This window comes from Streptomyces laculatispora (genome assembly GCF_017353455.1).
GTDB classification, from domain to species: domain Bacteria; phylum Actinomycetota; class Actinomycetes; order Streptomycetales; family Streptomycetaceae; genus Streptomyces; species Streptomyces laculatispora.
Genome location: NZ_JAFMPZ010000052.1, coordinates 1 through 20,348 on the forward strand (window position 1 = coordinate 1; position 20,348 = coordinate 20,348).

General features: G+C 72.2%; 13 protein-coding genes. 11 read left to right on the forward strand and 2 right to left on the reverse strand.

Annotated features, from left to right (window positions below):
- The first annotated feature begins 3 nt into the window (after positions 1-3).
- The 3 genes from J1C73_RS02125 to J1C73_RS02135 are packed head-to-tail and all read left to right on the forward strand — an operon-like array spanning position 4 to position 2,580.
- Positions 4-831, forward strand: coding sequence for an ABC transporter permease (locus tag J1C73_RS02125; protein WP_207314826.1), 828 nt, complete (start codon positions 4-6; stop codon positions 829-831).
- Between the two features lie 29 nt (positions 832-860).
- On the forward strand, positions 861-1,883 hold the full coding sequence (locus J1C73_RS02130) for an ABC transporter ATP-binding protein (RefSeq protein WP_207314827.1): 1,023 nt from the start codon (positions 861-863) through the stop codon (positions 1,881-1,883).
- Between the two features lie 31 nt (positions 1,884-1,914).
- Entirely contained in the window at positions 1,915-2,580 is a 666-nt protein-coding gene (locus J1C73_RS02135; RefSeq protein WP_207314828.1) for a DUF1707 SHOCT-like domain-containing protein, read from the forward strand.
- A gap of 28 nt (positions 2,581-2,608) precedes the next feature.
- Here the strand turns inward: J1C73_RS02135 and J1C73_RS02140 are convergent, their stop codons facing one another.
- A complete protein-coding gene (locus tag J1C73_RS02140) occupies positions 2,609-3,853 on the reverse strand; it encodes an SGNH/GDSL hydrolase family protein (RefSeq protein WP_207314808.1) in 1,245 nt (414 codons plus the stop codon).
- A 144-nt stretch (positions 3,854-3,997) separates the two neighbouring features.
- Between J1C73_RS02140 and J1C73_RS02145 the strand changes: the two genes are divergently transcribed.
- The 8 genes from J1C73_RS02145 to J1C73_RS02180 all read left to right on the forward strand — a co-directional run bounded on the left by J1C73_RS02145 (position 3,998) and on the right by J1C73_RS02180 (position 18,312).
- Positions 3,998-5,380, forward strand: a complete 1,383-nt coding sequence (locus tag J1C73_RS02145) for a DUF445 domain-containing protein (RefSeq protein WP_207314809.1) — start codon at positions 3,998-4,000, stop codon at positions 5,378-5,380.
- Between the two features lie 342 nt (positions 5,381-5,722).
- Positions 5,723-8,488, forward strand: coding sequence for an AAA family ATPase (locus J1C73_RS02150; RefSeq protein WP_207314810.1), 2,766 nt, complete (start codon positions 5,723-5,725; stop codon positions 8,486-8,488).
- The gene (locus J1C73_RS02155) at positions 8,481-9,770 is read left to right on the forward strand and encodes a serine/threonine-protein kinase (RefSeq protein ID WP_207314811.1); all 1,290 of its coding nucleotides are present in this window, start codon (positions 8,481-8,483) and stop codon (positions 9,768-9,770) included. The genes J1C73_RS02150 and J1C73_RS02155 overlap by 8 nt, the downstream gene beginning before the upstream one ends.
- A gap of 10 nt (positions 9,771-9,780) precedes the next feature.
- Positions 9,781-14,136 (forward strand): tetratricopeptide repeat protein, encoded by a 4,356-nt coding sequence (locus J1C73_RS02160; protein WP_207314812.1) that lies wholly within the window; start codon positions 9,781-9,783, stop codon positions 14,134-14,136.
- A gap of 34 nt (positions 14,137-14,170) precedes the next feature.
- Positions 14,171-14,614: a hypothetical protein gene (locus tag J1C73_RS02165; protein WP_207314813.1), complete on the forward strand. Its 444-nt coding sequence runs from the start codon at positions 14,171-14,173 to the stop codon at positions 14,612-14,614.
- Between the two features lie 130 nt (positions 14,615-14,744).
- Entirely contained in the window at positions 14,745-15,242 is a 498-nt protein-coding gene (locus J1C73_RS02170; protein ID WP_207314814.1) for a hypothetical protein, read from the forward strand.
- Complete coding sequence (locus J1C73_RS02175; RefSeq protein ID WP_207314815.1) at positions 15,239-17,881, forward strand: Hsp70 family protein; 2,643 nt, start codon at positions 15,239-15,241, stop codon at positions 17,879-17,881. The genes J1C73_RS02170 and J1C73_RS02175 overlap by 4 nt, the downstream gene beginning before the upstream one ends.
- Positions 17,878-18,312, forward strand: a complete 435-nt coding sequence (locus J1C73_RS02180; protein WP_207314816.1) for a tetratricopeptide repeat protein — start codon at positions 17,878-17,880, stop codon at positions 18,310-18,312. The genes J1C73_RS02175 and J1C73_RS02180 overlap by 4 nt, the downstream gene beginning before the upstream one ends.
- Here J1C73_RS02180 and J1C73_RS02185 read toward each other — a convergent pair.
- The gene (locus J1C73_RS02185; RefSeq protein ID WP_207314817.1) at positions 18,284-20,338 is read right to left on the reverse strand and encodes a CHAT domain-containing protein; all 2,055 of its coding nucleotides are present in this window, start codon (positions 20,336-20,338) and stop codon (positions 18,284-18,286) included. The two genes, J1C73_RS02180 and J1C73_RS02185, sit on opposite strands and share 29 nt — an antisense overlap.
- Between the last annotated feature and the right edge of the window lie 10 nt (positions 20,339-20,348).

A 20,348-nucleotide genomic window follows, 5' to 3' on the forward strand; every position in this document is an offset into this window, starting at 1 on the left:
GCGGTGGTGTTCGCGCCGCGGTCGCGGGTGGTCGAGGGGGTCCGGGCGTACGGGCTGATCGCGGCGATGTGGCTGCGTTCGACGATGGCGTACCGGGCGTCGTTCGTGATGACGGCGGTCGGCAATTTCGCGGCGACGGCGTTCGATTTCGTCGCGATCATGCTGATGTTCTCGCACGTGGATGTGCTGGGCGGTTACACGCTGCCGGAGATCGCCCTGCTGTACGGGGCCGCGGGTACGGCGTTCGGCCTGGCGGATCTGGTGATGGGGTCGATGGACCGGCTGGGCCGGCGGGTGCGGGACGGGACGCTGGACACGCTGCTGGTGCGGCCGGTTCCGGTGCTCGCGCAGGTGGCGGCGGACCGGTTCGCGTTGCGCAGGCTGGGGCGGATCACGCAGGGGCTGCTGGTGCTCGGCTATGCGCTGGTGACCCTGGACATCGGGTGGACCGTTCTGAAGGTGGTGATGGTGCAGCTGATGCTGCTGAGCGGGGCGGCGATCTTCGGGGCGGTGTTCGTGGCGGGGGCGGCGTTCCAGTTCTTCGCGCAGGACGCCTCGGAGGTGCAGAACTCCTTCACGTACGGGGGCAACACGCTGCTCCAGTACCCGCCGACGGTCTTCGCGAAGGATCTGGTGCGCGGGGTGACGTTCGTCGTGCCGCTGGCGTTCGTGAACTGGCTGCCGGCGCTGTACGTGCTGGGCCGGGAGTATCCGCTGGACCTGCCGGACTGGGTGGCGTTCCTGCCGCCGGTGGTGGCGGTCGGGTGCTGGGTGGTCGCGGGTCTCGCCTGGCGCGCGGGTCTGCGGGCGTACCGGAGTACGGGAAGTTGACGGACATCGAGCGGGGCGGGGTACTGGACATGGGCGCGGACACCGGCGTCGACAGCGGCTTCATCGAACTGAACGGGCTGGAGAAGGTCTTCGACGTCCGCCGCCGGACGGGCTTCATGCGCAGCGAACGCCGTGAGGTGCGGGCCGTGGACGGCATCAGCTTCCGGGTGGCGCGTGGTGAGATGGTCGGCTACATCGGCCCGAACGGGGCGGGGAAGTCGACGACGATCAAGATGCTGACGGGCATCCTCACCCCGAGCGGCGGTTCGCTGCGGGTGGCGGGCATCGATCCCTCCCGGGAGCGGACGAGGCTGGCGCACCGGATCGGTGTGGTCTTCGGGCAGCGCACCACGCTCTGGTGGGACCTGCCGCTGCGTGACTCCTACCGTCTGGTCCACCGGATGTACCGCGTCCCCGACGCCCGGTTCCGGGCCAACCTCGACCGGTGTGTCGAACTCCTCGATCTGGAGGAGCTGTTGGATGTCCCGGTGCGGCAGCTTTCGCTGGGGCAGCGGATGCGCGGCGACATCGCGGCGGCACTGCTGCACGATCCGGAGGTGCTGTACCTCGACGAGCCGACGATCGGCCTCGATGTGGTGTCGAAGGCCAAGGTCCGTGGATTCCTGCGGGACTTGAACGCGGAGCGCGGTACGACGGTGCTGCTCACGACCCATGACCTGACGGACATCGAGCAGTTGTGCAAGCGGGTGATGGTGATCGATCACGGCCGTCTGATGTACGACGGGGCGCTGTCCGGGCTGCATGAGGCGGGGGAGAGCGAGCGGATGCTGGTGGTCGATCTGGACCGTGAACTCCCTCCGATCCGGCTGGAGTCGGAGCCTTCGGTGCGTACGGTGAAGGTGGAGGGGCCGCGGCAGTGGCTGGCGTTCCCGGCGTCCGCGTCGGCGGCGCCCCTGGTGGCGCGGATCGCCGCGGAGTACCCGATGGTCGATCTTTCGGTGCGGGAGCCGGACATCGAGGCCGTGATCGCGAAGATGTACGCGTCGGCCACGGGCACTTGGATCGGTGACGGGAACGTACGCGTTCAATAGGCTGCGCGGTATGACTAGTGAACATCCGGACATGCGTGCCTCCGACGCCGAGCGTGAGCGCATTGCCGAGATTCTGCGTGAGGCGGTGGCCGAGGGCAGGCTGGAGATGGAGGAGTTCGACCAGCGCCTCGACGCCACCTACAAGGCCCGCACGCATGGGGAGCTGGAACCGATCGTCCGCGACCTTCCGGCCGTCGGTGCCGCGGTGGCGCCGGTGGCCGCGGGGCAGCCCCGGACCGGTTCGATGGCCCGCTGGCAGGACCGGGTGGGCGGGCCCGCGACGTCGGGCGGCGCCTTCGCGTTCTGGGGCGGTTTCCGCCGCCGGGGCAACTGGACGGTCGGCCGGAAGTTCACCGCGTTCGCGATGTGGGGCGGCGGTGAGATCGATCTGCGCGAGGCGAACTTCGAGGACAGCGAGGTGGTCATCCGCTGCTTCACGATCATGGGCGGTATGCAGGTGACGGTCCCGCCGGACCTGAATGTCGAGGTCCGGGGCGTCGGCGTGATGGGCGGCTTCGGGGAGAACGGGAAGGACGAGGGCATCCCGGCACCGGGTTCCCCCCGGGTGCGGGTCACCGGCTTCGCGCTGATGGGCGGCGTCGGCGTGGAGCGCAAGCGGAGCAAGGCGCAGAAGCAGCAGCTGCGGGAGACGGGGCGCTCGCGCGGCCGGCTGGAGAAGGGCGACGGCGGCAGGTGACGGGGCGTTCGCCCCGCCCCGTCGTCCCTCAGAGCGCGTCGGACGTCGGCCGGACGCGTACCAGGTCGGCCAGGTCCACCAGGGAGCCCAGGCGCTGGTAGCCCGCGTCGTTCAGGTGGAGATGGTCACCGGAGTCGTAGGCGGGGTGCAGCCGGTCCGGGTGGGCCGGGTCGCGCATGTCGCGGTCGAAGTCGAGGACCTGGTCGAAGATTTTGCCGGCCCGGATCGTCTCGTTGACCCGGTTGCGTACGGCGTTCTGGGCGGGGGTCCAGCTTCGGTAGCCGTCGTACGGCATCAGGGTCGCGCCGACGACCCGCATCCCGCGCGCGTGGGCCCGCTGCGCCATGGTGCGCAGGGCGTCGGTGATCCGCTGCGGGTCCTTCTCCTGGGGGAAGCCCTGCACGTCGTTGATGCCGAGGGCGATGATGACGGTCTTCGCGCCGGTGACGCCCAGCACATCGCGCTCGAAGCGGTCCAGGGCGCGCTGCCCGATGCCGTCGCGCAGGATGCGGTTGCCGCCGATGCCCTGGTTCACCACCGCGTAGCGGCCGTTCAGCCGGTCGGAGAGGACGTCGGGCCAGCGGCTGTTCGCGTCGGTGGTGGAGCCGGTGCCGGCGGTGAGCGAGTCGCCGAGCGCGACGACGGTCCCGGCGGCGGTCGGGCTGTGCACGTCCACGGCGGTGAGGTAGCGCCAGGCGGTGCTGCGCCAGGTGCCCTGCCCGGTCTCCACGTAGGAGCTCTGGTGGCTGTTGGGGTGCACGGTGACGGGGCCGCGGGCGGTGGGGGTGCGCAGGGTGACGACGAGGTCGGCGTCGGCGGCGACCGGGACGACGACGGGGTCGCTGACCAGCTGCCTGCCCGCGCCGACGATCGTGGACGGGGCGCCGCGGAACGTCACCGGGCGGGTGTTCACGGTGACGTTGTCGATCAGCAGCGGCTGCTTGCCGAAGAGGTTGGAGAGGGTGACGCGGGCCGCGTTGCCTCCGACGCTGGTGTGCACGACGTTGCGGATGGTGCGGTGGACCAGGTCCTGGCCGTGGTTCGGGTCGGCCGCTCCGAGGACGGGTGCGGCGGCCCAGGTGGCGAGCCAGAGCCCGGAGGAGTGCGCCGGTGCCGCGGGCGTGCGGGCCGTGCTCTGCGGCCCGGTGGCGGCGGACGCCTTCGCCCGGGGCCCGGAGAACAGCAGCGACCCGGTGAACGCCACGACGGCGGCGAGCGCGGCGGTGCCGGCCACGAGGGCTATGAGCAGGGCGTACCCCTGGCGCCTGGGCATGGGCGGTGTGTCTCCTCTGTTGGTGGGTCGGTTCCATGATGCGGCAGGGCGCGGGGAACTCAATGTGCGGCCCGGGAGTAGGTCAGGCAAGGACAATGTGTACGGGGCGCCGGGGGGCGACGCGTACGCGGACAGGTGGAGCGGATGGAACGGATCGAAGGCACCGGACCCGGCGAGCGGGGGGCCGGTACGGAGGCGGGCGAGGGCTCGGCCGAGGCCGCGGGGGGCAGGGGCGCGGGCACCCGCCGCTCCGCCTCCCTGGCCTCGTTCTCGTACACCGCCGCGGACGAGGAGAAGCGTCGCGGCGTACGCCGTATGAAGACCATGGCCTCCGGCCTCCTTCTGCTGGTCGCGCTCGTGTACGTCCTCGCCACCTGGGCGAAGAACGAGGGGGTGGGCGGCTGGCCGGGCTTCGTCGCCGCGGCCGCCGAGGCGGGCATGGTGGGTGCGCTGGCCGACTGGTTCGCCGTCACGGCACTCTTCAAGCGTCCGCTCGGCCTGCCGATTCCGCACACCGCCATCATTCCCACCAAGAAGGACCAGCTCGGGGCCTCACTCGGTTCCTTCGTGGGTGAGAACTTTCTGTCGGGCGGTGTCGTACGGGACCGGATCCACTCCCTCGGCATCGGCGGCCGCCTCGGTGCGTGGCTCGCCGAACCGGAGCACGCGGACCGGGTCACGGCCGAGCTGTCGACCGCGCTGCGCGGCGCGCTGACGGTGCTGCGCGACTCGGACGTGCAGGCCGTGGTGGGTGAGGCGATCACCCGGCGGGCGAACGCGGCGGAGATCGGCCCGAGCCTCGGCAAGATGCTGGAGAAGGTCGTCACCGACGGCGGCCACCGCAAGGTGGTGGACCTGGTCTGTGTCCGGGCTCACGACTGGCTGGTGCTGCACGGCGACTCGGTGATGGACGCGGTGCAGGGCGGCGCGCCGGGCTGGACCCCGCGATTCGTCGACAAGCGGGTGGGGGAGCGGGTCTACAAGGAACTGCTGCGCTTCATCACGGAGATGCGCGACATGCCGGGGCACCCGGCACGCGGTTCGATCGACACGTTCCTGACGGACTTCGCGGCCGACCTCCAGACGGACTCGGAGACCCGCGCCCGGGTGGAACGGCTGAAGTCGGAGGTCCTGGGACGCGGCGAGGTCCAGGACGTCATCGCGTCCGCCTGGTCGTCGGTCCGCACGATGGTCATCGCGGCGGCCGAGGACGAACAGAGCGAACTGCGCCTGCGCGCCCGCGCCTCCCTGATGTCGCTGGGCGCCCGCCTGGCGACGGACGGCCGTCTCCAGGCGAAACTGGAGGGCTGGCTGGAGGACGCGGCGGTGTACGTCGTGACGACGTACCGGGCGGAGATCACGTCGCTGATCAGCGACACGGTGGCCGGCTGGGACGCGGACCAGACATCGAAGAAGATCGAGGCGCACATCGGCCGCGACCTGCAGTTCATCCGCATCAACGGCACGGTGGTGGGTGCGCTGGCCGGGCTGGCGATCTATACGGTGTCACGGGCGCTGGGCGGGTAATCGGCGAATCCCGCCGCCGGCCGTTCCGGGACCGAAACGGCTCATCGGTCGAACGGATGAGCTGTCAAGAAGGATCGAAGCCAATTCCGGGGAGTTGTGCGCCCGTGGAGCCGAATAATGTGCGCCATCGCAGACAGGTGTTGTCGCGCTCGTGTCAAACTGTGAATGCAAAGGGGAACCTGCCGACGGCTCCGGCATTCCCCTCGGACACGGCATTCCGGGAACGGGTACGGGGGTACCGTCATTTTGTCATTGTTTTCGGAAGGGATCTTCACTCCGCACACACTTCGTGACGAACGCGCTATCGATATTCTCTCGGCGGCGACGCAGCGCTGCGCGGGTATGGTCCGTCCGAGTGACATCCTGTACGCCGCAATCGACTCCGGTGACCAGGGAGTTCTGTCGGTACTCGCGCTCACGCTCGACGAGGGCGCCAGGCCGCGGCACCTGCTGGAGACCATCGCGGTGTACAACCCGGGGAGCCGGGACGGCGGGGACTTCGATTTCGACGGACGGCGTGAGCGGTTCGCAGCCGAGACGCTGACCGCTCTGGACGGCTTCGCCGCGGAGTTCGCCCAGGACGAGGACCGGCTGCGCCCGGTCTGCCTCGAACTGCTCATCGCCTGTGTGCTGGACCATCCCGACCCGGGGGACCAGCAGTTCCTGCGGATCCTCGACGCCGCGGCCGCCGCCCGGGCCCTGCGCGACCAGGTCCGCATCAGCACCGAGCCGCCCCCCGCCCTGCTGGACGACACCGGGCGGCTGCGCTCCGAGGAGTTCTCGGCGGACGCCTGGGCGGTGCTGGAGCAGGCGGCAGGCCGCGCCGGTGAGCTGGGGTACGACCGGCTGCTGCCGCCGCACTGCTTCCTCGCCCTGCTCGGCGAGACGGAGGGGCTGACCGAGCGGCTCGTCCGGCTCCAGATCCCCCCGCAGCTGGGCCTGGCGAAGGTCGCGGAACTGCTGAGCGGCGCCTTCCGGCTGTCCCAGCACGGCAAGGACGCGCCGCCGCTGCACCGCGACGGCCTCGGAGAGCCCCAGCTCGCCCTGCTCCGGCGGGCCCAGCGGGCGGCCGTGGTCTGGGGCGCCGAACTGGTCGACACACCGCATCTGCTCGACGCCCTGCTGGAGGACCCGCCGCCCAGGCTGGCATCGGTGTTCGAGGCCGCACCGCTCCGGGTGGACCTGGCCCGTATGCGCGAACTGCTCGCCCAGGCCGTCCGGGAGGCACGCGCCACGGGGCCCCGCGAGGTCTCCTTCCGCTTCCCGCCGGAGCTGCCTCCCGCCGAGGACCTCACCTGGCTGGCCCGGACCCGGGGGATCGCGCCGGCCCGGCACCTGGAGCGCTACTTCGACACGCTCGGCCGGGCCCTGCACCGTACGACCGGCAACCATGTGCTGATCACCGGGCCCGCCGGGGTCGGCACCACCAGCCTGGTGCGAGAACTGGCCAGGCGCGCGGCGGCGGGAGAGCTGCCCTTCCTGCGGCGCAAGCGCCTGCTGCACATCGACTGCCGTGACGTACCGGAGGTCGAGAGCGGCGCCAAGCTCGCCCGGATCATCGGCCACGTTGCCGGGCGCACCGACCTCATCGTGTGCCTGGACGGGCTCGGAGCCATCCTCCGCGGCCCCGGCGGCACCGACCACGTACCCGCCCTGCGCAGCGCGCTGAAGGAGCGCCGCATCCAGCTCGTCGGGGTGCTGTCCGGCCAGGAGTACGACGACCTGCTGGCCGCCGACCACGCCCTGCGTGAACTGACCACCCGCATCGAGATGACCGAGCCGGACCGTGCCTGTGCGCGGGACATGGTCCGCCAGGCGGCGGACGCGCTGGAAGCGGAGTTCAGGACCGAGGTCGACGACCGCGCCGTCGACCGGGCGGTCGTGATGTCCGGGGACTACATCCTCAACCAGCGGCTGCCGCTCGCCGCCGTCAAGGTGCTCCGACGGGCCTGCGAGGACCTGGACTACCGCCGTACGCAGCTCGGCGACACCCGGGCCGTGGTGAACACCGAGGACGTGGTGCGGGTCATCGCCGAGGTGTCGGGCGTGCCCGCCGGGCAGATCGCCGGCACGGGCGGCGAACGGACCGACTACGCACAGGCGCTGGGCGGCTCCGTCTTCGGCCAGCGGGAAGCGGTCGAGGTCGTCGCGAGCGAGCTGCGCCGCATCAAGTCGGGCCTGGCCGGGGCGAGCGGCGGCCCCGCCTCCGTGATGCTCTTCGCCGGGCTGACCGGGACGGGCAAGACCGAGCTGGCGAAGACCGTCGCGAGCTTCTACTCCTCCTCCAAACGGCTGCAGACCTACCCCATGGAGAACTTCTCCGAGGCACACAGCGTGTCGGGCATCATCGGCTCCCCGCCGGGATACATCGGCTACGAGCGCGGCGGCCGCCTCATCAACGAGCTGAACGCCGACCCGTACTGCGTCTTCCTGCTCGACGAGGCGGAGAAGGCGCACCCCGAGGTCTGGCGGCCCTTCCTCAACCTCTTCGACGAGGGCTGGATCGTCGACCAGCGCGGCGTCAAGGCCCACGGTGACCGGGCGATATTCATCCTCACCAGCAACGCGGGCCAGGAGATCATTTCCCGGATGACCCGGGAGGGCCGGTCCGACGAGGAGATCGTCGCCCGGGTGAAAGAGACATTGCCGCAGATCGGGAACCGCACGCGGAGCGGACCTGTCTTCTCCCCCGAGTTCCTGGCGCGTATCCGCCGGATCATCGTGTTCCGCCCGCTGGGCCTGGACGCGATGACCGGAATCTGCCGCGGACTGGTCGACCGGCAGTGCGAATTCTGGCTGGACAAGAGGGAGAAAGAACTGATCGTCCCCGATTCGCTGATCCTCTACACCGCAGATCGGGGACATCTGATGAACGAGAGATCGGGCGGCAAGGAAGGCGGCCGCATCATCGCGAAGATCCTTTCGGACCTGATCGAGAATCCCATCCTTCTCGAACAGGAGCGCCGGGAGGAGGAGTTCCGGCGGTGCGCCCGCATCGAACTCGACTTCCGCCCCGTCGGACCCGGCGGCGGACCTCGCACGGACGTCCGCTTCACCCCCGCACCGGGGCCGGCGGCGGACACGGGGACGAGGACAGGCCATGAGTGACGGAGCCGGGACCGATCTGCGGTCGTTCGAGGGCCGGGTGATCAACGACCGCTATCTGCTGACGAAATGGATCGGCGGCGGCGCCTTCGGCGCGGTCTTCCTCAGCGAGCAGCGCATCCTCGGCCGCCCCGTCCGCCGGGTCGCCTGCAAGATCTCCCGGGACGCGGGGATGACCGAGACGGATGCCCAGGAGAAGTTCGCCGACATCCTGCGGCTGGCCGAGGCGATGGACGGGATGACCGATTCCGAGGCGCGCCGCCACCTCGTCCACGTGTACGACGGCGGGCTGGCCCACGACGCCGGAGGCCGGGCGTTCCTGGTGATGGAGTTCGTCCAGGGCACCACGCTCGCCGCCCAGTTCGAGACCCTGAAGACCGTTCCCGCCAAGCTGCTGTTCAACTGGGCGCGGCAGATCTGTGTGGCGCTGCGCGGACTGCACGCCCTGGAGCAGCCGTTGCTGCACCGGGACCTCAAGCCGGACAACGTCCTGCTGGGCTCGGACCTGACCGTACGGCTGATCGACTTCGGCCTCGCCGCCAGGCTGCTGGAGTCCGGGACCGTACCCGGAGTCGCCGGCACCCTGACGTACATGGCACCCGAGACCTCCCAGGGCCAGAGCGTGCCCGCCTCCGACCTGTACTCGCTCGGGGTCCTGATGTACGAGGGGCTGACCGGCCGGCTCCCCTTCGCACACCTCATACCGCCGCCGGGGATGCCCGACACCCTGCACGGCGACTGGCTCTACCGGCAGAAGAAGGACGGCCGGGGGGTGACCCCGCCGTCGCGGCTGAACAACACCGTGACGCGCGAGACCGACGCCGTCGTCCTGCGCTGCCTGGAGTTCGATCCCGCCAGGCGCTTCCGCAGCGCGGCGGAACTCCTGGACGCGCTCGCCGGGGCCGAGGCCGGAACACATCGCCCGCCGCCCGGCGAGAGCGCGCTGGAGCGGGCCCGCGAGCAGGCCGCCGACGGCGATCCGGCCGCCGCGTGCCACACCCTGCGCACCTGCCTGGACTCCGCCTCGGAGGACCTCCCGCCCGCCGTCCGGCTGGCCCTGCGCGGCGAACTCGCCCGGCTGCTCGACGCGCAGGGTGACCCCGTCGGCTCCGCCCGGCAGCTCGCCGAAGCCTGGAAGCTGGTGCGCGGCAGCACCCTCCTGCGGACCCGGAAGGAACGCTGCGCCCTGCTGGAACGTACGGCCGACGCCTACCGGCGGGCCGGGAACGCCTTTCAGAGCGCCCACTTCGAGGACCTCCTGCGGCGCGAGCAGGGCAGGGGGTGAGCGCAGCGGCATGAGCCCGCCCTCATCCTTCGGTGACCTCCTCAGCCCTTCGGGGCGGCTGCGCAGGCAGTGGAAGGCGGCCCTCGAAGACCCGGACCCGCACAGCGGCCTGGTACGGCTGCGCGAAGTCCGCGAGCGGATGGAGAAGCGCCCCGAGGCGGCCGTTGAGATGTGGACCGACTTCTTGCGGTCCATCGTCGGACAGCCGTTCCGGCAGCTGCTCACCGAGCCCGACTTCGAGGCGCTGGAGCGGATCGGCGGGCTCGTCGCGCAGGCCGGTGCGCTACCTCTCGACCAGGCGGTCCGCCCGCTGGCCACGGCGCTCCTCGGGCGCGGCGAGGAGCAGCGGGCCAACGCTCTGCTGACCCGGCTGTACTGGGCGGAGTCGGTCCAGGACGGGGCCAGGGCCGCACTGGCGGACGATCTGGCCCGCTCCGGCCAGCGGGACGTGCCCTCTCTGGAGATCTACGGGGACCTGCTGGGCCGGCCCGGTCCACGGCCCCCCTCGGTCGTCGAGCTCGCCATCGATGTGCTGCGGGTGGATTTCTCCTCGGACCCGGTGCGGCTGCGGCAGGCGGCCGCGCTGGCGGCGGCCGGACTCCCGGGGGCGGACCGCGCGGCCGGGCTCTACCGGCTGCTCGTCACGGCGGACACCGACGCGGCCCGGGACCACTTCCTCGACGCCTGCGCGGCGGACCCGCGCGACGAGACCGCCCTCCTCGGACTGCTGGTCTCCTACGTACGGGACGGGCAGGCCGCGAACATTCCGCAGTGGGCGTTCACCGCCGCCCGGGGAGCCGCGCCCGAGGTCGCCGCGGCGGCCGAACTCGGCCTCGTACTGGCCTGGTTCGACGCGGACACGGACGTACCCGCGCCGCCCGCCGGCCGGCTGGTCGCACTCGACCTGACCCGGGAGGCGGGTCTCTGGCCCGCCTACGCACTGGGCCGCCTGCACCTGCTGGACGGTGACGCCGCACGCGCCCGCGATCTCCTCGTCCCCCTGGCGTCGGACGACTCCTCCCTCCCGCAATGGCGCTACCACGCCGCCTGGTCGCACCTGCTGTCCGGCGACCACGCCGGACTCCGGGCGCTCACCGGCACCGTGACCGGGAGTCCCGACGACTGGGCGCTCGCCCGCCTGCTGCTGGACACCGGACCGGACGCGGTGCCCGGCGCGGAGGCGGCGCACGCCGCGGCGGCCGCCCCGCCCGGCTACGAGCGGATCGCCCGGGTCCGCCAGGACCTGGCCACGGGGATCAGGCCGTCCGCCGGCCCGGACAGGTCCGGGTCCGGACCCGGGCTGCCCGCGGAAGGCGGCGGCCGGCCGGAGCGGCTGGAGGCGTTGCGCACGGCCCTGGGCGAGGCGTACGGCCGGGCGACTGGGGCGGCTGGGGCGGCAGACATGGCGGCGCTGGTGAGGGAGCCGCTGTACCGGCGGCTGCCGCGCGCCGACCGGCTCCTGTGGTCGGGGCTGCTGGCGCTGCGCGAGGAGCCGGAGGAGGGGCGGCGGTTACTCGGTGCGGCCCTGGCGCTCGGGCACGAGCGGGCGGCGCTGGTGCTGGCGGCGCACCACCTGGAGGAGCGCCGCCCGGGCAGGGCGCACCGGCTGCTCGCCGGACGGAGCGGCCGGAAGGCGGAGTTGCTGAGGGTGTGGGCCCAGGAGGCCGGAGGCGGACCGGACGAGGCCGTCGCGGACCCACTGGCCGAGGTGGCGGACCGGCGGATTCCGCAGCTGCCGTACGCGCTCGGCGCGATCCGGCTGCACCAACTGGCCGGGGAGGGACCGTTACTGGACCCCGACGACGCCCCGTACCACGCCCGGCTGGCGGCCAGGGACCTCGGCAGGGCCCTCGCCGCCGGGCCGGACGCCCTGCCCCCGGACGCCGCCGAGCTGCTGCGGGCCGCGCGGACGGTCGCCCACGGGGTCACCCCCGGGCCGGCCGGACCGTCGCCCGCCGTCCCGCGACACCCCTGGGCCGAATGGGTCCTGGGCCTGGCGCGGCTGGCCGAGGACCCGGAAGCCGTCGGCCTGGGGCTGTGCGGGCGGCTGATCGCCCTGGTCGACGAGGCCGACGAGCCGGACCCGCGGACCGTGACCGCGCTGGCCGCCGCGCTCGCCCGCGCGGGCATGATCAGCGACGATCCCGGCCGCCGGAACGCCCTCGCCCTGCTGGTGCGGGACCTGGCGGACCGGCACGCCCTGCCGGAGGTGCACGCGCTGGCCGACCGGGTCACGGCCGCCGCGCTGGCACGGCCGGCCGCCGGGCGCCCCCCGCTTCCGGCGCCGCGACCGTCCGGCACCGTGCAGCCGGTGCTGGCCCTGGCCCTTGCCTCGGGCGAGCTTGCGCGGGGCGACCAGGGAGGCGCCGTACGGCAGTTGAGGGCCGCTCCCGCGGACAGCGCCGTATGCGCCCTGCTCGCCGACACCCTGGACGGCCGCCCGCCCGCGGCGCCCCCGCCGGACGGTTCCGGGGAGCAGGCCGCCCTGCTCCGTGTCATCCGTGCGGCGGGGCTCGTCGAGAGCGATCCGAGCCGGTGCCTGGGCCTGCTGTCCGCAGCCGCGCCCGACTGCGATCTGGCCGCCGTCACCGACGTCAACAGGCTGCTGCCCGGTCTTCTGTCGCGCTCCCAGGGCAAGCCAGGCAGCAGCGGCAAACCCGGCCGCCCCGCAGCCGCCAGGAACCGTTCCGGCCAGGGCCACCCGCTGGCCGGCCTCGTCAAGCGGCTGACCGGCACCGGCGCCGCCGGATTCGACCCGGCGCTCCTGGCGGGCTGCGCGACCGCCGTGGGGGAGTACGAGCTGGCCGAGGAGCAGTGGATGCTCGCGTACCACGCGGCGCACCAGGGGGAACACGACGTCGGCCCCGTCCGCGTGCAGTACGCCCGGCTGCTCTGCTACAAGGCCGTGACCGCCCGCAACGCGCAGGATCCGCTGCGGGGAGCGAAGCTGCTGCGCCAGGCCGCCGACCTGCTGCCGGCGGCGGGGCCCGCGCCGAAGGGCGTCCCGTCCCGCGGCCGGGCCGAATCGCTCGCGCGCGGCCTGGAACTCGACGTCCACGTCGGCCGTCTGCTGGGCGCCGTCTTCCCCGGCGCCGAGCGGGAGCGGGTGCCCTGGGAGCGGCCCGGCCGGTACGCGGCCCTGGAGGCGGTCGTCCAGAACGATGCCAAGCTGCTCGGCGCCCTGAGGTCGGGCGGGCGCAAAGGGGTCCGGCGGAGCTGGGAGGACTCCGTGAGGAACCGGGAGTACGACGTCCGCGTCCACCACACCCTGGCCCTGCTGTACCGGGGCATGGCGCTCGGCGAGCCCGCGTCCGCCGCGCGGGCGGGCGGACACCTCGCCCGTGCCACCGTGCTGTGGACCCTGCTGCTGGCCTCGGAGGAATTCTGGGAGCAGCACGGCGGGACGCCCGCCGGGCCCCAGGCGCGGACGCGGCTGCGCGCCACCGTGTGCCAGGAACTGTTCGACCTGCATCGCAAGCTCGGTGCCGAGGCACTCCAGGCGGGGGAGAAGGGCACCGCCCGGCTGCACCTGCGGGTGCTGGAGGCCGCCCGTACGGGGGAGCCCGCCGTCGACGGCCTGCTGCGCGAGTTCGGCATCCCGTGGTCCGTGGCGGTCGACGCGGCGCTCTGGGCCGAGTCGTCCACGCTGGCCGGTTCGGTCATCGACGCCTGGTGCGCCGAGGTCATCAAGAGCGCCGAGAAGACGCTCAGGGACCCCGCCGCCATCGCGAAACTGTCCGACGGGATCGACAAGGACTACGAATCCGGCATCCGCGGGCTGGAAGCACTGATCGGTCTCGGAGTGCCGCTTCCCCGCCTGCTCCAGACCGGACTCCACTGGTACAACGAGCTGCAGAACTGCCTCTACAGAATGGGCAGAGCCGACGAGAACCGGAAAGTGTCCGGAAAGGCGCGCAAGTTCGCCGACGCGCTCGCCCCGCTCTGCACTCCGGGCAAGGGATACCTTCCGGCCAACAGCGCGCTCGGCGAGCATTTCGTGTACCGCGGACTGTACGTCGCGCAGGACGGACGCACCGCCGCCGTGGCGTACGAGACGTCACTCAAGTGGGACCCCGGCAATGTGAGCGCCCCCCAACTGCTGGCGGAGGCACCGTTTTTCGGCGCCCTGAAGGCAGGCATGCGAAACCTCGAAGCGGGGCGCCATTCGGCCGCCCTGGCCCTCGCGCGGGAAGCGCACGAGCTGGCCGACAACGACAGGAACCGTGCACACGCCCTGATCCTCCAGGGCCAGAGCCACTTCGGTTCCGGAAACCGGCCCGAAGCCCTCGCGTGCATGCGACGGGCCATGAGACTCGACTCCTCGTCCGAGGTGGCCCGCACCCTCTATGACCGGTACAGCACGTGAGGTGAAGGAGACCCGTGAAGCGTGGAGGAGACCTATGAAGCCCAATCCCTTTCATGTACTCGGACTTCCCGTGTCCGCGAGCGAGCAGGAGGTGGCGGAGCGATTCCGGGAGCTCGCCGTGATCGGGGAACAGGACGCGGGCGCGCTCGCCGAGTGGGCCAAGGACGAGTTGATGGGCCTGGCGGAGACCCGGGAGCTGCACGTACTGCTGGAGGCGCCGGGTGCGGACTACCGCGGCGAGCGGTGGGACGACTTCGCCCGGCAGTACGGGCGCCCTCCCGTCGCGTTCGACGCCTCGTCCGCGGGGGTGGAGGCGCCCCGGGCGGCGGACTTCGACCTCGCCGCCGTGGCCCGGCTGCTGCTGGACGGGATGCTGGCCCCGCCCGACGTCGACATCCGTCCCGCCCTGGACCACGCCCCGGTGCCGCTGCACCTGGAGCGGCCGCCGCTGGAGGTGCGTGATGTCCTCTTCGGCTGATTACCCTTCCGCGGCTTCCGGGCCCGCCTCGACCCCCGGTGACGCGCCCTCCGTTGACGCGCCCTGCGTTGACTCCGGTGCGACTCCGGCCGGGGCCGATGCCGACTGGGACGGGTTCGAGGAGCGCCCGTTGCCGGAAGGGCTGGGCGGGCCGGAGCAGCCGGACCCCGTCAGCCCGGGGCGTGAGATGGCCGCAGTGCTCCAGCGGTACTGGGCGGACCTGCAGAGCGAGAGCAACAGGGCGGAGAAGGAGGCGGCGGCGACCCGGAAGGTCCTCACCGAGCTGGCCGTCCACGTGGCCCGGCTGGACGGGCTGCTGCGGGAGGCGGCCGGTCCGCTGGAGGCGATGGGCGCCAAGGCGCTGGGCCGCCGGCTGCACGTGGCCAGAAAGCAGGTCCTCGAACCGCTGCACGCGATGGACATCACCACACAGGACCCCACCGGCAAGCCGTACGAGTCGGTCGCGGACGTCGTCGACATCGCCGGGTGGCGTTACGGGCCCGAGTTCACCGCCGAAGTGGTGGCGGAAACCGTGGAGCCGATCGTGCTCGACCGCGGCACGGTCGTACGGCTGGGACAAGTGATCATGGGCGCCCCGCTGAGCGCCGGAATGGAGAACGACGCATGACGCAGTACGTGAGCAAGGCCGTCGGGATCGACCTGGGGACCACCAACAGCGCCGTGGCGGTGATGAACCCGACCGACACCGGCATCGTGATCCACCAGGGCGGGATGAACGCCCGCACGACGCCGAGCTGCGTGTGGCGCAACCCGCGCAACGGCGAACTGGTCGTCGGGCGCAAGGCGTTCGCGCGGGTGGGGAGCGAGCCGGAGCCGATCACCTCCGTCAAGCGCCTCATGGGCTCCCGCAGGACGGTGACCCTGGCGGGCGAGGAGCGCACCCCCGTCGAGATCTCGGCCGAGATCCTGCGGGAGATGAAGCGGCAGATCGAGGAGGACATCGCGAAGTTCAACACCCCGGACGTGAAATGGGTGGTCGACCGTGCCGTCGTCACCGTCCCCGCGTACTTCGACCAGCCGCAGATCGACGCCACCCGCAGCGCCGCCGAGGCCGCCGGTCTGCGGGTGGTGGACCTGCTGCACGAGCCGACGGCCGCCGCGAGCCACTACTGCTGGCGGACCGGCACCCGGGACGGCACCTTCCTGGTCTACGACCTCGGCGGCGGCACCTTCGACGTGAGTGTGGTGCGCTGCAAGGCGGCCGACTTCCGGGTGCTCGGCATCAGCGGCAACACCATGCTGGGCGGGGACGACATCGACACCGCGCTCGCCCGCCACCTCCAGCGGCTGATCCAGGACGACGACTGGGCGATGGAGCTGGACCTGGAGAACGACGCCGAGGACCGGCTGCGCTTCCGGCGGCTGAAGTCCCTCGCGGAGTCCGTGAAGAAGGGCTTGTCGAACAGTACGGAGTTCATGCTCCGGGACTCCGGAGGGCTGACCGACAAGGACGGGCAGCGCGTCGTCATCGACACCGTGATGGAGCGCGCTCAACTGGACGAGATCGCCCGGCCCCTGCTGGAGCGCACCTTCCAGTACTGCGACGAGGCGCTCGACCAGGCGACCAGGGAGTCCGGGGTCACCCTGGCCGACGTGGACCAGATCATCCTGGCCGGCGGGTCCACCCATCTGCCGCTGGTCCGGGAGATGGTGCGCAGCCGGCTCTGCTCGCCCACCGCCGGGTCCGCGGCTCCCGACTCGCCGCGGGCCAGGTGCACCGAGCCGGTGTACGAGCAGGTGGACACGGTCGTCGCGCTGGGCGCCGCCGTGCGTGCCTCGGCGGTGGGCGGCCTGGACATCCTGAACGAGGAACGGACGGTCCGGGTGGGCTTCCGCGGCACGGTGGTCACGGCCGCGGACCGCACGGTGGTCGGCGGAAGGGTCGAGGCGCTCGACCCCGATCTCGATCTCGGCGGCGGCTCGGTACGGCTCAGCACCGAGGAGTACGAGGACGAGGCGCAGCTCAAGGCGGGCGGCAGCTTCGCGTTCACCCGGATTCCCGTGCAGCCGGACGCGCAGAGCCTGCTCACCATCGAGGTGTTCGACGCCGAGGGGGAGCTGCTGGCGACCGTGGGACGCGCCGTCGTCCACGACCGGGACGCCGGGGCCAAGCCGGTGGGCAACCCGGTCAGCGCGGCCATCAACGCCAAGCCGATCCTGCTGGAGGTGTCCCGCGAGGGGCGTACGGAGCGCGAGGAGCTGATCCCCGCGCTGCGGTCGCTGCCGTTCAAGGAGCGCTACGAGTTCAGCCACCCCGGTGACACCGACACGGTGGAGTTCCGGCTGTACCAGCAGGCCCGCCAGATCCAGGTGATCACCGTGCCGGTGCCGTCCTCCACCTCCAGGGGCACGGCCATCGACCTCGATGTGGAGATGGACGTGCACTCGCTCATCACCGTGCGCGGCTCGATCGGTGACCACCCCTTCGAGGCACTCGTCGAGCTGCCGCCGGAGGCCGAGCTGCCGGACGAGGAGAAGGTGGCCGAGCTGAAGCGCGCCTTCGAGCAGGGCGTCGAGTTCCTGCCGGCGGGCGAACGCAGCGTGCAGAAGGCCAAGATGGAGATGGCGCGGAATGCCTTCTCCCAGGCCCTCGCAGGCGGCGAGAAAGCAGTCGCGGGTCACGAGTTCGAGGAGATGCAGGCGATCGCCGAATCCGTCGGCAAGCCCCAGGACGGAGCTCTGCAGCCGCCCAGGTCGGACTTCGAGGAGCTCGTCAAGGACTGCGGCGAGCTCAACCGGTACGTGGCCACGATCAGCGACAGAACCGAGGCCCCGCACGACGAGCGGGAGATCGCGGCGGCCGTCGAGGCCCAGCGGGAGCAGGGCGAGCGGGCCCTCGACGCCGGTGACCAGCGGTCGTACTCGGAGGTCATCACCCAGCTCCAGCACGTCTTCGACCACCTGCGGTCGGTGGCCTACCGCCACCAGCAGGAGAACGATCCGGTCGCCCCGACCGAGATGGCCGCGTCCCGGCTGCGGAGCGCCCTGGACATGCTCGACGAGGTACGCAGGCTGGTGCAGGCCTCCGGTACCGCGACGGCCCGGCACCGGCAGGACGTGGAGGACATCGGGCAGCGGCTCGCCGGACTGCAGGCCCTCATCGCCCAGGACCCGAACCGGGTCCAGCAGGAGGCGGCGCAGGAACGCCAGCGCCTGATCCAGGTGAAGAGCATCATCACGGGTTCGTCCGACGAAGGGCGCGGCCCCGCCATTCCCGAGGCCGTCAACCGGGGGCCGCGGCGATGAGCGTCCGCTGCCCGGTGCTCCTGTGCCGCGAGGAGAACGCGTACGGGGCGGAGGTCTGCGGGGGCTGCCGCACGCCGCTGTCCGGATACGCGCGGCTGCACATCTATCCGGCGTACCTGTTCAACCAGGGACTCGCCGCGGCACGCGCGGGCCGCCTCGCGGCCGCACGGGACTGTTTCGCCGCGGTGGTGCACTGGTGTCCGGGCGACACCGAGGCGCGCAACGCCCTGGCCCTGGCGGGCCTCCGGCTGGGTGACCGCTCCGAGGCGTACCGGCAGTGGACGGAGGTGCTCGACCGCAGACCGGGGGACCCGAAGGCGGCCCAGGGGCTCGCGCGGCTCGCGGAGCAGGCCGAAGCGGGTGGGAGCAGCGTGCCCGGCGACGTCAGTGGGGCCCGCGAAGTCAGTGGGTCCGGCCCAGGGACTGGATGAGCAGATCGGGGTCGACCCCGATCCTCCGCATCAGCTCACGCCCCGACGACTCCTCGTCCTGGAGCAGGGCGAGGAGGATGGCGGCCTCGCCGACGCGACCGGCGGAGGTGCGTCCGGCCGCGCTGTGCCGGCGGGCCCGGTCCAGTACGTCATGGACCCGGGGGGACAGGTCGCGGCGCCGGGGGGTGAGCATTCCGGAGAGCTGCCGGTAGGCCAGCTCCCCGGGCGTCCCCTGCTCGTGCATGCCGCGGCGCAGCACCTCGCTGCCCATCGCGCCGAAGGCGAGCAGGAGCGTGTAGGTGCCGATCACCTCGCCGCGGGTGTCGGCCAGCAGGTTCGCGAGCCGCACTATGCCCATGGCGCTGCGGCTCAAGTCGTCCATCGGCAGCCGCTCGTCGCCGTTCGGGGTGGGAGCCGGCAGGACCACGATGTCCTTGACCGGGGTGTCCGTCCCGCTGCCGGGCTCGCCGGCTGTTGCGCTGTCCGTCCCGCTGTCCGGCAGCAGCCGGGCCAGCGGGACCCCGCACAGTTCCAGCAGCCGGGAGGCGACGCCGCCGCCCACGGCGACGAAGGCCTCGGTGATGTCGGCCGTGGTGACGGCGTTCCTGCCGTCGGCGGCGGCGCGGGTGGCCGCGTCCGCGAACACACGGTTGACCGTGTCGGACAGAATGCTGCCGCGTGCGGTGCCACTGCCACTGCCACTGCCGGTGCCGCTGTCCGGGCCGGAGCTGCGGCTGAGGACCTGGCGGATCACCTGGTCGAGAGCCTCCATGACGTCCGCCCCGATGCTCTCCTCGATCCGCTGCCGGATGTCCGCCTCGCCGAGGAGCCCTTGCAGCAGGTCGACCGAGGCGACTCCGCCCCGGTCGGCGGAGGCCGCGCGCACCCGCCGCATCAGCCGCTGGGCGTCGGGGGCCAGTGCGGTCGTCAGGTCGTCGTCGGGCGGTCCCGGATGCTGGGGGCTCCCCGCGGTGACGTTCCTGGCGATGCCCGCGGCCGGGTCGCCGTACAGGATGAAGGACGCCCAGGCGGCGTCCGGCCGGTCGCGGAGCGCGGTGCGGGCCGCCCGGACCGCGGCACCGGCCGGCTTGCCCGCGAGCAGCTGCCCGTAGAACTCGGCGGCGAACTCCCAGGCACCCTCGTCGGCGACATCGGTGCGGGTGCCGACGACGGTCTTCGCGCCCAGGACCATGAAGGACATGCACATGTTGGCCACCTCGCCCTCCCCGGCGGAGGCGCAGCCGTTGATGAAGGCCACGGGTGGCGCACCACGTGAGGAGAGGGTCTGCAGGACGACCTCGCCGAGCAGTTGGCGGTCGTGCATCATCAGCCCGGTCGTGCCGGAGCCGGTCGCCACATGACCGCAGAAGTGGAAGAGATCGTAGGGCGTGTCCTCCGAGGCCAGTTCCGTGACGACGTCGAGCAGGGTGGCCTCCTGCCCCAGCAGCACCGTGCACGCGATGCCGCGGTCGCCGAGCCACGCCGCGACCTTGGCCACCTCCTCACGGGCGGAGGGCAGGTCGCCGAGGGTGTCGCCCACGATGAGCGCGCGGCGGACCCGGCTGATGCCGCGCCCGCCGACGACGGGGCGTTTGCCCATCAGCCGGCGCCCGAGGTCGTGTTCGAGGCCGAGGAAGTCCGTACCGTCGTGCAGCAGTTCCCACGGGACCTCCTGCTCGTTCGTACGGACCAGGAGGGGACCGGACGACGCGTGCAGCCGGGTCACCAGCTCGGCCACACTGCCCTGTACCCGCGGGAACAGATGCTCGTGGAGCAGCCTGCCCCACTTGGCCAGCTCCTTGGCGGGGCCGGGGCCCGGGTCCGATTCGCCGGCGGCCGCCTTCGTCAGGGCCTGGTCGATCCGGGTGCGGCAGCCTCTCACCAGTCCCGGGTCGACCTCGACCGTGTACTCCATGTCGAGCGGAGGGCTGTCGCCTGCCGAACCGCCGACCCGCAGGTCGTATTCGTAGCGAACGGTCATGCCCTGTGCGGTGACCCGGACGTTCAGTGTGTCCGGCTCGCTCATGCCGGCTCGC